The 13243-nt window shown below is 70.8% G+C and carries 11 protein-coding genes; 4 read left to right on the forward strand and 7 right to left on the reverse strand.

Features of this window, described 5'->3' with window-relative positions:
• The first annotated feature begins 56 nt into the window (after window positions 1-56).
• Window positions 57-1427, forward strand: coding sequence for a M17 family metallopeptidase (locus tag AB8810_RS22220; RefSeq protein WP_179569525.1), 1371 nt, complete (start codon window positions 57-59; stop codon window positions 1425-1427).
• A 435-nt stretch (window positions 1428-1862) separates the two neighbouring features.
• Here AB8810_RS22220 and AB8810_RS22225 read toward each other — a convergent pair whose 3' ends face one another.
• The gene (locus AB8810_RS22225; protein WP_206230772.1) at window positions 1863-2609 is read right to left on the reverse strand and encodes an anti-sigma factor; all 747 of its coding nucleotides are present in this window, start codon (window positions 2607-2609) and stop codon (window positions 1863-1865) included.
• Window positions 2606-3121 carry an RNA polymerase sigma factor gene (locus AB8810_RS22230; RefSeq protein WP_369914924.1) on the reverse strand — a complete coding sequence of 172 codons (516 nt, stop codon included), beginning with the start codon at window positions 3119-3121 and terminating at the stop codon, window positions 2606-2608. Before AB8810_RS22230 ends, AB8810_RS22225 begins: the two co-directional genes overlap by 4 nt.
• 248 nt (window positions 3122-3369) lie before the next feature.
• On the opposite strand from AB8810_RS22230, the gene AB8810_RS22235 reads away from it, so the two are divergent.
• Window positions 3370-4470 carry a catalase family peroxidase gene (locus AB8810_RS22235; protein ID WP_369914925.1) on the forward strand — a complete coding sequence of 367 codons (1101 nt, stop codon included), beginning with the start codon at window positions 3370-3372 and terminating at the stop codon, window positions 4468-4470.
• A complete protein-coding gene (locus AB8810_RS22240) occupies window positions 4467-5045 on the forward strand; it encodes a cytochrome b (RefSeq protein ID WP_369914926.1) in 579 nt (192 codons plus the stop codon). Before AB8810_RS22235 ends, AB8810_RS22240 begins: the two co-directional genes overlap by 4 nt.
• Window positions 5046-5780: 735 nt before the next feature.
• On the opposite strand, the gene AB8810_RS22245 is transcribed toward AB8810_RS22240, so the two are convergent.
• Window positions 5781-6575, reverse strand: coding sequence for a ThuA domain-containing protein (locus AB8810_RS22245; RefSeq protein ID WP_369916704.1), 795 nt, complete (start codon window positions 6573-6575; stop codon window positions 5781-5783).
• A 652-nt stretch (window positions 6576-7227) separates the two neighbouring features.
• Here AB8810_RS22245 and fhuE point away from each other — a divergent pair.
• Window positions 7228-9378, forward strand: a complete 2151-nt coding sequence (fhuE, locus tag AB8810_RS22250; RefSeq protein ID WP_369914928.1) for a ferric-rhodotorulic acid/ferric-coprogen receptor FhuE — start codon at window positions 7228-7230, stop codon at window positions 9376-9378.
• A 94-nt stretch (window positions 9379-9472) separates the two neighbouring features.
• Here fhuE and AB8810_RS22255 read toward each other — a convergent pair whose 3' ends face one another.
• The 4 genes from AB8810_RS22255 to AB8810_RS22270 form a co-directional block, all read right to left on the reverse strand.
• A complete protein-coding gene (locus tag AB8810_RS22255) occupies window positions 9473-10075 on the reverse strand; it encodes a response regulator transcription factor (protein WP_179569539.1) in 603 nt (200 codons plus the stop codon).
• Window positions 10076-10126: 51 nt separating this feature from the next.
• Window positions 10127-11314 (reverse strand): sensor histidine kinase, encoded by a 1188-nt coding sequence (locus tag AB8810_RS22260; protein ID WP_179569541.1) that lies wholly within the window; start codon window positions 11312-11314, stop codon window positions 10127-10129.
• A 115-nt stretch (window positions 11315-11429) separates the two neighbouring features.
• Window positions 11430-12260: an ABC transporter permease gene (locus AB8810_RS22265; RefSeq protein ID WP_369914929.1), complete on the reverse strand. Its 831-nt coding sequence runs from the start codon at window positions 12258-12260 to the stop codon at window positions 11430-11432.
• Window positions 12257-13159: an ABC transporter ATP-binding protein gene (locus AB8810_RS22270; RefSeq protein ID WP_206230814.1), complete on the reverse strand. Its 903-nt coding sequence runs from the start codon at window positions 13157-13159 to the stop codon at window positions 12257-12259. The genes AB8810_RS22265 and AB8810_RS22270 overlap by 4 nt, the downstream gene beginning before the upstream one ends.
• Window positions 13160-13243: the final 84 nt, after the last annotated feature.

Genomic DNA, 13243 nt, shown 5'->3' on the forward strand with positions numbered 1-13243 from the left:
CTCTTCGCCCTGGCCGCGCGTCGCGCCGACCGCGCCCGACTCACAAGGACCCGCTGATGTCCCTGCCTTCCGGCTTCACCGATGCCTCCCCCCACGCGCTGCCGCTGCATGTGCTGGACCGCGAACGCCTGGCCGAATGGCGCGCCGCGCAGGCGCCGGCCTGGGTGGCATGGCTGGATGCGCAGCAGTTCGTGGCCGCGCCCGGCACGGTGCTGTTGCTGCCCGGCGCGGACGGCGTGGCCGCGGCGGTGCTGGGCGTGGGCGACCGCGGCGATGCCTATGCCTACGCGCACGCACCGCATGCGCTGCCGGCCGGCAGCAGCTGGCGGCTGGCCAGCGCGCTGAGCGAGGAAGAGCAGGCCGCGCTGCACCTGGGCTGGGGCCTGGGCAGCTACCGCTTCGCCCGCTACAAGCAGCCGACGCGGCTGCCGGCGCAGTTGCTGGCCGCGCCGAGCGCGGAAGTACGCGACCAGCTGGAGGCCTGCGTGCGCGTGCGCGACTGGGTCAACACGCCGGCCGAGGACATGGGGCCGGACCAGCTGGAAGCGGCCGCGCGCGCGATCGCCGACGCGCATGGCGCGCAGTGCGAAAGCATCGTCGGCGAGGAATTGCTGCTGCGTAATTTCCCGGCGATCCACGCGGTCGGCCGCGCCTCGCACCGCGCGCCGCGGCTGATCGTGCTGCGCTGGGGCGAGGAGGCGCATCCGCACGTGGCGCTGGTCGGCAAGGGCGTGTGCTTCGACACCGGTGGCCTGGACCTGAAGCCGGCCGACGGCATGCGCCACATGAAGAAGGACATGGGCGGCGCGGCGCATGCGCTGGCGCTGGCCGGGCTGGTGATGGCGCAGCGGCTGCCGCTGCGGCTGACCGTGCTGCTCGCGGCGGTGGAGAACGCGGTCGGCCCGGATGCGTTCCGCCCCGGCGACGTGATCGCCACCCGCCAGGGCATCAGCGTGGAGATCGACAACACCGATGCCGAAGGCCGGCTGGTGCTGTGCGACGCGCTGAGCTACGCCAGCGAACAGGCGCCGGACGCGATCCTGGATTTCGCCACGTTGACCGGCGCGGCGCGGGTCGCGCTGGGCCCGGACCTGCCGGCGCTGTTCTGCAACGACGATGCGCTGGCGCAGGCCTGGATCGCCGCCGGCGAACGCAGCCGCGACCCGGTGTGGCGCATGCCGCTGTGGCGCCCCTACCTGCGCTACCTGACCAGCTCGATCGCCGACCTGGCCAATGCCGGCTCGCGCATGGCCGGTGCGGTGACCGCGGCGCTGTACCTGGAGCGCTTCGTTCCGGCACGGCAGGCCTGGGCGCACCTGGACGTGTACGCCTGGAACGACAGCGACCGCCCCGGCCGCCCCGCCGGCGGCGAAGCGCTGGCGCTGCGCTCGGCCTACGCGATGCTGAAGGCGCGCTACGCCGGGTAGGCCTGGCGGGGCGTTGCCATCGTCCCGGACGCGTGGCCGAGGTTGCTGGAGCGCCTCCTGTAGGAGGGGCTTCAGCCCCGACAGACCACCCAAACCGCCAAGGTTCCTGACTTCGTTCGTCGCGGCTGAAGCCGCTCCTACAGGAACTTGCGGCCTGTTCGCTGGGTGCACTGCAGGAGGGATTTCTGTCCCGACACGATCCGGTCGCGGCACCTCTACCGCTTCGCTCGTCGCGACTGAAGTCGCTCCTACAAGAAACTTGCGGCTTGCTCGCAGGATGCACCTGTAGGAGCGGCTTCAGCCGCGACAGACAAGCAAAATCGCCATGATTCCTGACTTCGCTCGTCGCGGCTGAAGCCGCTCCTACAGGAACTTGCGGCTTGCCCGCCAAGTGCACTGTGGGAGGGACTTCAGTCCCCACGCCGTTCTGCTGGCTCAGCCCTGCCCGCGCAGCAGCGGGGCGATCTGGCGCATGCGGGTCTGCGTGGCCGGGCCGACCAGGGCGAAGGCGGTGTCGCCTTCGGACCAGTATTGCGCCAGCAAGCGGCCGTCGCGGCGCTCGCCGTCGCTGAGGCGGGCGCTGCGCGGGCGCAGGTACAGGCCGATGCGCGCGCCGTCGGCGTCCTGGTAGACCAGCATCGCCGCGGCGCCCTCGGGGGTGGACAGCAGGCGCCCGCCGCGCAGCGCGAAGCCCTGCGCCTGCAGGTCCGGCACCGCGCCGGCCGCACCGAAATGGGTGCGCAGCCAGCCCTGCAAGGCCAGCCGCCGCGCCGGGTCGAATTCCAGCGGCTGCTCGCCGTCGGCGAACAGCCGATACGCGGCCACCGCGTCGGCCATCGGCAGGCGATCGCCGCCGAGGCGGCTGTCGCGCAGCTGCCAGCCAAGCGTGGTGCCCAGGCCCAGCATCAGGACGCAGCTGGCGGCCATGGCGGCCAGCGTGCGGCGCCGCTGGCGCACGCGGCGGCGCAGGGCCGGCACGGTCAATGCGGGATTGGCCGGCAGCGTCTCCGCACCGGCCCAGGCCGCGCGCAGCGCGTCGGCGTCCCGCTTCCAGCCGGCCACGCGCGCGGCGTGCGCAGGATTGGCCTGCAACCATGCCGCGACCTGCGCGCGCCGCGCCGGGTCCAGACGGCCATCGACGTAGGCGTGCAGGGTTTCATCGTCGGGGCGCAGCACCGTCATTTGAGCACTCGCAAGGCAGGGCCGCCGGCGCCGCGGCCTTCGCCGATCTGGCGCAGTTTCTCGCGGGCGCGCGACAGCCGCGACATCACCGTGCCGATCGGCAGGTCCAGCGCGGTGGCGGCGTCGCGGTAGCTGAAGCCCTCGACGCTGACCAGCAACAGCAGTGCGCGCTGCTCGGCCGGCAGTTGCGCGAACGCAGCCAACATCGCGCGGCCGTCGTGCACCTGTTCGGCGGAGGGCGCCTGGGTCGGCTGCTGCGGCGCGAACAGGGCCAGCACCCGCTGCCAGCGCTGCGCGCGCCGGCGCGCATCGACGAACTGGCGGTACACGATCGCGAACAGCCACGGCTGCAGCGCATCGGCATCGCGGCGCGTGGACCAGCGCCGCAGCGCGCGCTCCAGCGCCGCCTGCACCAGGTCGTCGGCGCTGGTCGCATCGCCGCTCAGGGACTGGGCGAAGCGCCGCAATCGGGGCATGAGCGCACGCAGGGCGTCGTCGTCGAGTTCGTCCATGGGCAGGGTCGCGTGCAGCGCTCGGGAAGGGGCAATCACAGGTAGGACGCACGGCGAGGCGGAATATTCCCTGGCCTGGGCAAGCCGCCTGTCCGGGCGGCTGGCACGCGATTGTGCCGCCTGCCGGGCCGCAAGGGACCGCCGCCGGCAAAAAACGCAACGCAAACGCAGAACCAGCGCCTATGCCGGGAATAGAACGCGGCGCCGGACGTCTCACTCCCAATCGCCGCCGGCACAGGAGTCGCCCCATGTCCCATCCCGATCCCACCCCGCCGCCACGCCCGCGGCCCTGGCTGCCGCTGGCCGGCATCGCCGCGATCGCGGCCGTGCTCGCCGCCGCCTTCGCCTGGAGCGCGGGCTGGCTGGGCGGGCCGCAGCGGCTGACCGCTCAGCGCATGACCGATGCCATCGAGGCCGGCGGCTCGCCGCATCCGGGCTTCCGCCGCGCGCACAGCAAGGGCATGTGCGTAAGCGGCCATTTCGAAGGTAACGGCCAGGCGAGCGCGCTGTCCTCGGCGCGGGTGTTCACCCAGGCATCGGTGCCGGTGCTGGGACGCATGTCGATCGGCGGCGGCGATCCGCACGGCGCCGATGCCACGGCGCGGGTGCGCAGCATGGCGCTGCTGCTGCGCAGCGACGACGGCCAGCAGTGGCGCACGGCGATGAACAGCTTCCCGTTCTTCGTGGTGGCCACGCCGGAGGGCTTCATGGCGCAGACCCTCGCCGCGCAGCCGGACCCGGCCACCGGCAAGCCGGACCCGGCGAAGCTGGCCGCGTTCGCGCAGCGCTATCCGGAAGCGAAGAAGTTCCAGGAGTGGGCCAAGACTGCGCCGTGGTCGGACAGCTGGGCCAACACCCAGTACAACGGGGTCAACAGCTTCCGCTTCATCGCCGCCGACGGCAGCAGCCGTTTCGTGCGCTGGTCGATGCGGCCGCAGACGGCGTTCAAGGAACTGTCCGCGGCGCAGCGCGCGCAGGCCGATGCCGACTTCCTCGGCGAGGACCTGCAGGCGCGGCTGGCGCAAGGACCGCTGCGCTGGGACCTGGTGCTGACCGTGGCCGCGCCTGGCGATCCGGTGAACGATCCCTCGCACCCCTGGCCGCAGGACCGGCAACAGGTGGTCGCCGGCACGCTGGTGCTCGACCACGCCGATCCGCAGGCCACCGGCCCGTGCCGCGATCTCAACTACGACCCGCTGATCCTGCCGCGCGGCATCGCCGGCTCCGACGATCCGATCCTGGCCGCGCGCTCGGCGGTGTATTCGCAGTCGTTCAACCGTCGCGAGCGCGAGATCGGCCGCGGCCAGGCGCCGGAGGCGACCGGCCAGGCGCATGGGGGTGCGCAATGAGCCGCGCGAACGCCTCCGGGCATTTCAACCTGACCGCGCGCGTGCTGCACTGGCTGATGGCGGCGATGATCCTGACCATGCTGTTCGTCGGCGTGGGCATGGTCGCCTCGGTGTCGCAGCGGCCGTGGCTACTCGACCTGCACCGCCCGCTGGGCATCGCCATCCTGGTGCTGGCGATCGTGCGCCTGGGCAACCGCCTGCGTCAGCGGCCGCCGCCGCTGCCGGCGGACCTGCCGTGGTGGCAGAAGACGGCGGCGCTGGCCTCGCACTGGTTGTTGTATGCGCTGATGCTGGCGATGCCGTTGCTGGGCTGGTCGATGCTGTCGGCCGGCGGCTATCCGATCGTGCTGTGGCCGGGCGCGCAGTTGCCGCCGATCGCGCCGCACAGTCCGGCGCTGTATGCCTGGCTGCGCAGCGCGCATGGCTGGCTGGCGTACCTGCTGTTCGCCACGGTGCTGGGGCATCTGTGCGCGGCGCTGTTCCATGCCTGGGTGCGCCGCGATGGGGTGTTTTCGAGCATGGCGCGGGGTGGTGCGGCGGCGGTGGAGCGGACGACGCGGCGAGAACAGGGCTGAGGTTTTGCGCTGTGCTGATCGCGAGCTATCGGAACGGCTCGGGTGGACCTGGACCATCGGTCGCGATGGGCGCGATCGGTAACGCCCGTCGCGACTGAAGTCGCTCCCACAAAAAAGCGCATGGCGTGCTGGCCCGCTGCACCTATAGGAGGGGCTTCAGCCCCCGACAGATTGCCTGGCGACGGTTCGGTTCCTGTCGCGGCTGAAGCCGCTCCTACAAAAAAGCGGGTGGCGTGCTGGCCCGGCGCTCCTGTAGGAGGGGCTTCAGCCCCGACAGATTGCCTGCGACGGTTCGGTTTCTGTCGCGGCTGAAGCCGCTCCTACAAAAAAGCGCATGGCGCGCTGGCCCGGTGCACCTGTAGGAGGGGCTTCAGCCCCGACACATCGCCTGGCGATGGTTCGGTTTCTGTCGCGGCTGAAGCCGCTCCTACAAAAAAGCGCGTGGCGTGCTGGCCCGGTGCTCCTGTAGGAGGGGCTTCAGCCCCGACACATCGCCTGGCGACGGTTCGGTTCCTGTCGCGGCTGAAGCCGCTCCTACAAAAAAGCGGGTGGCGTGCTGGCCCGGTGCTCCTGTAGGAGGGGCTTCAGCCCCGACAGATTGCCTGCCGACGGTTCGGCTTCTGTCGCGGCTGAAGCCGCTCCTACAAAAGGCGGGTGGCTTGCTGGCCGGGTGCTTCTGTAGGGGACTTCGGCCCTGGCAGATTGCCCGGCGGCGATAGTGCGATGCGGGCGGATTCAGCGCGGGCGCGATGCGGGCGTGGCCGTGTCGCCGGCGATGCCGCGGCCGGTGGCGGCCCAGTAGATGCCGCCGTACAGGTGTTCGAGGTAGCGCGGATCGTTGTAGGCCTCGGCCTGGTGGCCGAGCGCGGTGACGAACACGCGTGCGCCTTCGAAGCGGTGGTACCAGGCCACCGGATGCGGCTTGCCCATGCCCTTGGCGACCTGGCCGGGCCAGATCAGCGTGGGATCGTAGCTGGATTCGTCCACCGTCAGCAGCGTGACCAGGTCGTCGCTGTACGGCGGATCGTATTCGTACCACTCGTCCGACCACAGCCAGCGCTGCGGCAGGCCGGCGGTGGCGGGAAAGTTGCGATCGACCACGTCGACCATCGCGGTCTGCAGATACGGATGGGTGCGGAACGAGCGGCCGATCAGGCGGTCGTACCAGTCCCACTGCCCGCGCGCGATCGCGAACGCCTTGTGCACCGCGACCACGCCGCCACCGCCGCGCACGTACTTCTGGAAGTTGGCGCGCTGCGCAGGATTCAGATCGGTGGCCGGCGTATTGAGCAGCACGATGGCCGCGTACTGCGACAGGTCGCCATCGAAGGCCTCGGTGTTCCAGGCCCACACCAGCTCGAAGTAGTGCTGCCGCGCCAGCGCCTCGAACTGCGGCTTGGCCACCGGGATGTAGTCGTGGTGGTACTTGTTGGGAATCGCCGCGACCAGCACCTTGAACTGCCCGTCGGCGGCAAGCGCAACGCCGGCCGGCAGCGACCAGGCCAGCAACAGCACTACTGCCAACAGCATTGCGCGCATCCACTTCATCCACGTTCTCCTGTCCGTCGATCCGGGCGCATCCATCGGGATTCGAGATGGCGGCGGTGGGCGGAATCGCACCGCCGTCCGCAGACAATCCATCCCGGGCACTGCCTGCCTGGCGCGTCGCTGGATCCGATTGCGGACAGCATAGTCACTGGTGGCAGCGTGACCACGCGGGCACGCACAATTTCATAGGCGCCTGCGCTTCAGGCATACCGATGGCCGACGGCGCGGCGGAGCAGCGGGCTTGCGCCGCAGCGCCAGCAGGACGTACTGGCCGGCGGACACCGCGCCACGCATCGCGGCCGAGCATCGTCCCGCCGGAAGCGCACAGGACGGCGCGCGATGTGGCAGCGCCGACGTGGCCGCGCCGATCCGACACCGTTACACTTGCCACCGTGGGCGCGCCCCGATCGCCAGGTCACCACGCCCGTTTCCCCGAACCACCCGTCATGCGCCGGCCGTCCTTCCGAGGCAGCCGGCCGCATCGACAGCGCCAGCCAGGTGCCGACGTTCCGCGCACAGGCCTCGCCTGCGCACGGCGCATGTCCCGCTCCAAGCCAGCATCCAAATCCGACCATCCTGCGGCGCTTCGTGCAGCGCCGTCGATGGCCATGCCTGCTTGCCACGGAGCCCCGCAATGACCCGTTTCCTCCCTCCCCGCCGTTTCCCGCGCCGCTCGGCCCTGGCCATGGCCTGCCTGCTCGCCAGCGTGCCGGCCTTCGCCGCCGAAGCGGCCGCCGATAGCGCCGCCGATAGCGACGTCACCACCCTGGACAAGGTCAGCGTCAAGGGCGAGCGCGCCGAAGGCTACAGCGTGCGCAAGACCACCGCCGGCACCCGCTTCGAGCTGGCGCCGCGCGAGATCCCGCAGTCGGTGAGCATCATCAGCCACCAGCGCATCGAGGATCAGGGCCTGGACGACATCATCGACGTGCTGGAGAACACCACCGGCGTGTCCAACACCCGTTCGGACAGCGAGCGCTTCGAGTTCTACGCGCGCGGCTTCTACATCGACAACTACCAGTTCGACGGCATCCCGACCACGATGGTGCAGAACTGGAGCTATGGCGATTCGGCGCTGGACCTGGCCCTGTACGACCGCGTGGAAGTCGTGCGCGGCGCCACCGGCCTGATGACCGGCGCGGGCAACCCTTCGGCCTCGGTCAACCTGATCCGCAAGCACGCCGACAGCGCCGAGCTGACCGGCAGCGTGCAGGTCACCGCCGGCAGCTGGGGCAGGACCCGTTCGACGGTGGACGTCACCACCCCGCTCAACGCCAGCGGCACGGTGCGCGCGCGGGTGATCGGCAGCTACCTGGATACCGATTCGTACGTGGACCGCTACCGCCAGAACAAGACCCTGGGCTATGCGGTGATCGATGCCGACCTGACCCCGGACACCCAGCTGAGCGTGGGCTACGACTACCAGAAGAAGCAGTCCGACGACGTCACCTGGGGCGGCTTCCCGCTGTGGTATTCCGACGGCAGCCGCACCGACTATGCGCGCTCGTTCAACCCGGCCGCCGACTGGACGTTCTGGGACACCACCACCAAGCGCGCCTTCGCCACGCTGCAGCACGATTTCGCCAGCGGCTGGAAGCTCAAGGCCAACGCCACCCACGACCAGACCAACGTCACCGACAAGCTGTTCTACCCGTATTACACGATCTACGGCTTCGACAAGAGCACCGGCGCCGGCGTGGTGCCCTACTCCGGCTACTACGTCACCGAGCGCAAGGTCGATGGCCTGGACGGCTACGCGGAAGGCCCGTTCCAGCTGTTCGGGCGCGAGCACGAACTGATGGCCGGCGTCAGCTACAACCGCCGCCGCTACGTCAACGACGGCGCGTTCGATTTCCCGGCGCCGATGGCCAGCTATCTGAACTGGACCGGCAACTATCCGGAGCCGGCCTGGTCGGCGCTGACCGAGTTCAGCCGCGGCACCGTCACCCAGAAGGCCGGCTATGCGGCCGCGCGGTTCTCGCTGGCCGATCCGCTGAAGCTGATCGTCGGCGCACGCTACACCGACTGGAAGGTGGATGGGGCCGAAAGCGGCGTGGCGTACACCAGCCGGCAGAAGGAAACCACGCCGTATGCCGGCCTGGTCTACACGATCAGTGATGTGTGGTCGACCTACGTCAGCTACACCGACATCTTCCAGCCGCAGACATCGCGCAACCGCAACGGTGCCTACCTGGATCCGGTGATCGGCAAGAGCTACGAGGCAGGGGTCAAGGCGGCGTGGTTCGACGATCGCCTCAATGCCTCGCTGTCGGTGTTCCGCATCGAACAGGACAACGTCGCCCAGGCCACCACCGAGTTCGTGCCGGGCACCACCGAGACGGCGTATGTCGCGGCGCAGGGCACGGTCAGCCGCGGCTTCGAGTTCGAGGTGAACGGCGAACTGGCCCCGGGCTGGAACGGCACCTTCGGCGCGTCGCGCTACGTCGCCAAGGATGCCGGCGGTGCGGACATCAATTCGCAGCTGCCGCAGACCACGCTCAAGCTCTACACCAGCTACACCCCGCGCAGCCTCACCGAGCTGACCTTCGGCGGCGGCGTCAACTGGCAGAACCGCATCTACTACGTCGATGCGACCTACGGCCGCTTCGAGCAGGACGCCTATGCGCTGGTCAGCGCGTTCGCGCGCTACCGCCTGTCCGACGCATTCACGGTGCAGGCCAACCTCAACAACCTGCTGAACAAGAAGTACTACGCGCAGATCTATGGCTACGGCGCCTGGGGCGAACCGCGCAGCGGCTCGCTGAGCTTCACCTGGTCGTTCTGATCCGTCGTCCCGTCCGGCGCGCTGCGCTGGACGGGCCTGGATGCACCCGAATGCCGGTGGCCCACGTCCACCGGCATTCGCGTTTTCGACAGCGCTACAGCCAGCCCTTCTGCCGCGCCAGCCGCGCCGCTTCGATGCGGTTGCCGACGCCGAGCTTGCCGATCGCTTCGGACAGATAGTTGCGCACCGTGCCGTGCGAAAGTCCGAGTTGCGCGGCGATGTCGCCGGCCGAGGCGCCCTCGCCGGCCAGGCGCAGCACCTGGCGTTCGCGGTCGTTGAGCGGGTCGGCTTCGGACCAGGCCTCCAACGCCAGTTCCGGATCGATCGCGCGGCCGCCGCGGTGCACCTGGCGGATCGCATCGACCAGGCGCTCGGGCGGCGCGTCCTTCAACAGATAGCCGCCGACGCCGGCGTCCAGCGCGCGGCGCAGGAAGCCGGGACGGGCGAAGGTGGTGACGATGACCACGCGGATCGGCAACTGCTGGCGCTGCACCCGCTGCGCCAGTTCCAGGCCGCCGAGGCCGGGCATCTCGATGTCGGTGACCAGCAGGTCCGGCGTGTGCGCCTGCAGCGCGCGCCACGCGGCCTCGCCGTCGGCGGCGCTGGCGACCACTTCGATATCCGCTTCCAGGCCCAGCAGCGCGCCGAGCGCGCCGCGCACCATCGCCTGGTCTTCCGCCAGCACTAGTCGAATCACGTGTCCCCCGGGTCCTGTGGACGCATTGTAGAACCGCGCCCGCAGCGGCGTTCAGCGCAGTGCGGCGTCCTGGCAGCCGCGCGGCTGCGGCGCCGGCTCCGCAGCCGGCGCCGGGGTCCGCGGCAACGGCGCCGACGCCAGCAGGCGGGTACCCTGGCCGCGTTCGGAGTCGATCCGCAACGCACCGCCCACCGCCTCCAGCCGCTCGCGCATGCTGGCCAGGCCGGTACCCGGCTGCATGGCGCTGCCGCGGCCGTCGTCGCGGATCTCCAGCCAGGCCTGATCGCGTTCGCACCACAGCCGCAGCTGCGCATGGCTGGCGGCGGCATGGCGCTGGATATTGGTGGCGGCCTCGCGCAGCACCATGGCGAACACCGTCTCCAGCTGCGCGCACTGCGGCAACGCATCGACCTGGTAGCGGAAGGTGACCCCGGACGATTCCAGCAGCAGCTTGGCCGAGGCCATCTCCGCGGCCAGCTGCGCGGCGCGGATGCCGCTGACCGCGCGCCGCACCTGGCCCAGCGCCTCGCGCGCGACCTGGCTGACGTCCTCCATCTCCTGCCGCGCCGCGGCCGGGTCGCGCGCCAGCAGGCGCGCGGCCAGGTCCGCCTTCAGCGCCACCAGCGACAGCGTGTGGCCGAGCAGGTCGTGCAGGTCGCGGCCGATGCGCTCGCGCTCGGCGACCGCGGCCAGACGCCGCACTTCCTCATGGCTCAGGCGCAGCTGCGCGTCGGCGCGCGCGCGGCGTTCGAAGCTGATGTTCATCAACCCCACCGCCAGGCCCACCAGCACCGCGCTGGCCATGTACAGGGGCGACCAGCCGCGCATCCACCAGGCCGCCGCGAACAGGCCGAGCAGCAGCAGCATCCCCAGCAGCGCACGCACCGGCTGGAAGCAGAACGCCAGGAACGCGCAGGCATAGATGATGTAGCACTGCGCGCCGGGGTTGTAGGGCAACAGCGCGAACGCCAGCGCGGCCATGCCGGCCACGCACCAGCGCAGGTAGCGGCGGTGGCGGTAATAGGCGCAGTAGTACAGCGCCAGGAACACGGCGTAGCTGGCCATGGTCGGCCAGAACCAGCGGGTGAAGTAGTGCGGCTCGTACAGCGGCGTCACGAACAGCCAGATCGACCAGATCAGCGACAGCCACACGAACCAGTGCGCGCCGGGCCGGGCGGTGTTCCAGCCCAGGCGCCGTGAGATCAGCGAATCGGGCGAGGCGTGCAGCAAGGCGATCACGGAAGACTCCTGTGGCGGTCGCACGGCCGCGGTGCATAGCATAGCGAGCGCATGCCGACGCCGCGCGGCGACGCGGCGGGAACCAACGCTGCCTGGGCGCGATGCAGGCTGGCCATCAGCCGCGGCGCAGGCGGCGGTGCGCCAACGCATAGAACGCCACGGTCACCGCCAGCAGCGCGGCGACGTGACCGGCGCTGCTGCCGCCGCCATCCTGGCCGACCACGCGCAACGCGAGCTGGCCCAGGTGATAGGACGGCCACAGCGGCGCCAGCGTGGTCAGCAGCGACGGCAGCAGTTGCAACGGGATCCACAGGCCGGACAGGAACGCCATCGGCAGGTAGATCAGGTTGACCACCGCCGGCGCGCCGCTGCCGCCGACGCGGGCGCCGATGTACAGGCCGATCGCACAGAACGGCAGCGTGCCCAGCACATCGACCAGCAGCAACAAGCCGCGTTGCGGCAGCGCCAAGCGTACCCCGCCGAGCGTGCTGCCCAGCAGTTGCAGCAGCAGCCCGATCGCCAGCGCGAACAGCATCGCCAGCACGGTGCGCGCCAGCAGCATCGCCCCCGGCGGCACCGGCAGCGCACGCTTGAGCGTGAGCAGGCCGCGCTCGCGGTCCAGCGCCAGGCCGACGCCGAAGCCGAACAGCGCCGGCGCCATCACCCCGAACACCCCATAGCTGGCCATCAGGTACACCGCGGCGGCGGGATTGCCGCGGTTGAGCACCACGCCGAACAACAGGTAGAACATCGGCGGGAACAGCAAGGTCGGCAGCGCGAACGACGGCGTGCGCAGCCAGCGCAACAGCTCGTAGCGGATCTCGCGCAACAGCAGTGCCGCGGACTCGCGCAACGGCAACGCAGACGCGTCGTACGGCAGTGCGGCGGTTGCGCCATGCGCTGGCGCCGCGACGGGCTCGATGCGGCGTGGATCGTGAGCGTTCATGCGGCCTCCGCACGGGTGATGGCGAGGAACGCGTCGGCCAGGCCGGCGCGCCTGACTTCCAGTTCGTCCAGCCCCGGATCGGCGGCGAGCAATTGCGCCACCACCGGCTCGGCCGGATCGGCGACGATCTCCAGCACGCCGTCGCGGCCGTCCACGCGCCGCACCTGCGGCCATTTCGCCACCTGCGCCGCGGCGAGCGCGCTGCGGCAGCGGATCGTGCGTTGCTCGAAGCGCGCCCGCAGCTGTTCCACGCTGCCTTCGGCGATCAGCGTGCCGCGCTGCAGCACCGCGACCCGGTCGGCCAGCGCTTCGGCCTCTTCCAGGTAATGCGTGGTCAGCAGCACCGCGCAGCCGTCCGCGACCAGCTCCTGGATCGCCCGCCACAGGCCCTGACGCGCCTCGATGTCCAGACCGGTGCTGGGTTCGTCCAGGAACAGCACCTGCGGCCGCCCGCAGATCGCCATCGCGAACTGCACGCGCCGCTGCTGGCCGCCGGACAAGCCGCCGTAGCGGCGCGGCATCAGCCCATCCAGCCCGGCCAGCGCCACGCAATCGGCGACGCTGCGCGGGCGCCGGTAGTAGCCGCGCGCCTGGTCCAGCAGTTCGCCCACGCGCAGCGTGTCCGGCAAGCCGGCGGACTGCAGCATCACCCCGGCCTGGCGGCGCGCGCCGAGCGCACGCGGATCCTGCCCGCACAGCTGTGCGCTGCCGGCATCGGCCACCTGCAGCCCGAGCAGCAGCGCCACCGCCGTGCTCTTGCCGGCGCCGTTGGCGCCGAGCAGCGCCAGCAACTGGCCGCGCTGCAGTTGCAGGTCCACGCCATCCAGCGCGACCACCGTGCCGTAGCGTTTGTGCACGCCGCGCAGCTGCGCCAGCGGGAGAGTGTCGGGAGCGGGCATCGGCATGGACCGGTCGTGGCAGGAGTGGCCATGCTGCGTCGTGCCGCCGGCGCATCCCAGTGCGGCCCGTCAGCCGCGGCAGGT

This window comes from Xanthomonas sp. NCPPB 3005, assembly GCF_041228095.2.
GTDB lineage: Bacteria > Pseudomonadota > Gammaproteobacteria > Xanthomonadales > Xanthomonadaceae > Xanthomonas_A > Xanthomonas_A bonasiae.

Coding starts and splice junctions, on each gene's coding strand:
- AB8810_RS22225 (WP_206230772.1), bottom strand. CDS start 2,609: ATGACGGTGCTGCGCCCCGACGATGAAACCCTGCACGCCTACGTCGAT.
- AB8810_RS22270 (WP_206230814.1), bottom strand. CDS start 13,159: ATGCCCGCTCCCGACACTCTCCCGCTGGCGCAGCTGCGCGGCGTGCAC.
- AB8810_RS22265 (WP_369914929.1), bottom strand. CDS start 12,260: ATGAACGCTCACGATCCACGCCGCATCGAGCCCGTCGCGGCGCCAGCG.
- AB8810_RS22220 (WP_179569525.1), top strand. CDS start 57: ATGTCCCTGCCTTCCGGCTTCACCGATGCCTCCCCCCACGCGCTGCCG.
- AB8810_RS22230 (WP_369914924.1), bottom strand. CDS start 3,121: ATGGACGAACTCGACGACGACGCCCTGCGTGCGCTCATGCCCCGATTG.
- AB8810_RS22245 (WP_369916704.1), bottom strand. CDS start 6,575: ATGCTGTTGGCAGTAGTGCTGTTGCTGGCCTGGTCGCTGCCGGCCGGC.
- fhuE (WP_369914928.1), top strand. CDS start 7,228: ATGACCCGTTTCCTCCCTCCCCGCCGTTTCCCGCGCCGCTCGGCCCTG.
- AB8810_RS22235 (WP_369914925.1), top strand. CDS start 3,370: ATGTCCCATCCCGATCCCACCCCGCCGCCACGCCCGCGGCCCTGGCTG.
- AB8810_RS22240 (WP_369914926.1), top strand. CDS start 4,467: ATGAGCCGCGCGAACGCCTCCGGGCATTTCAACCTGACCGCGCGCGTG.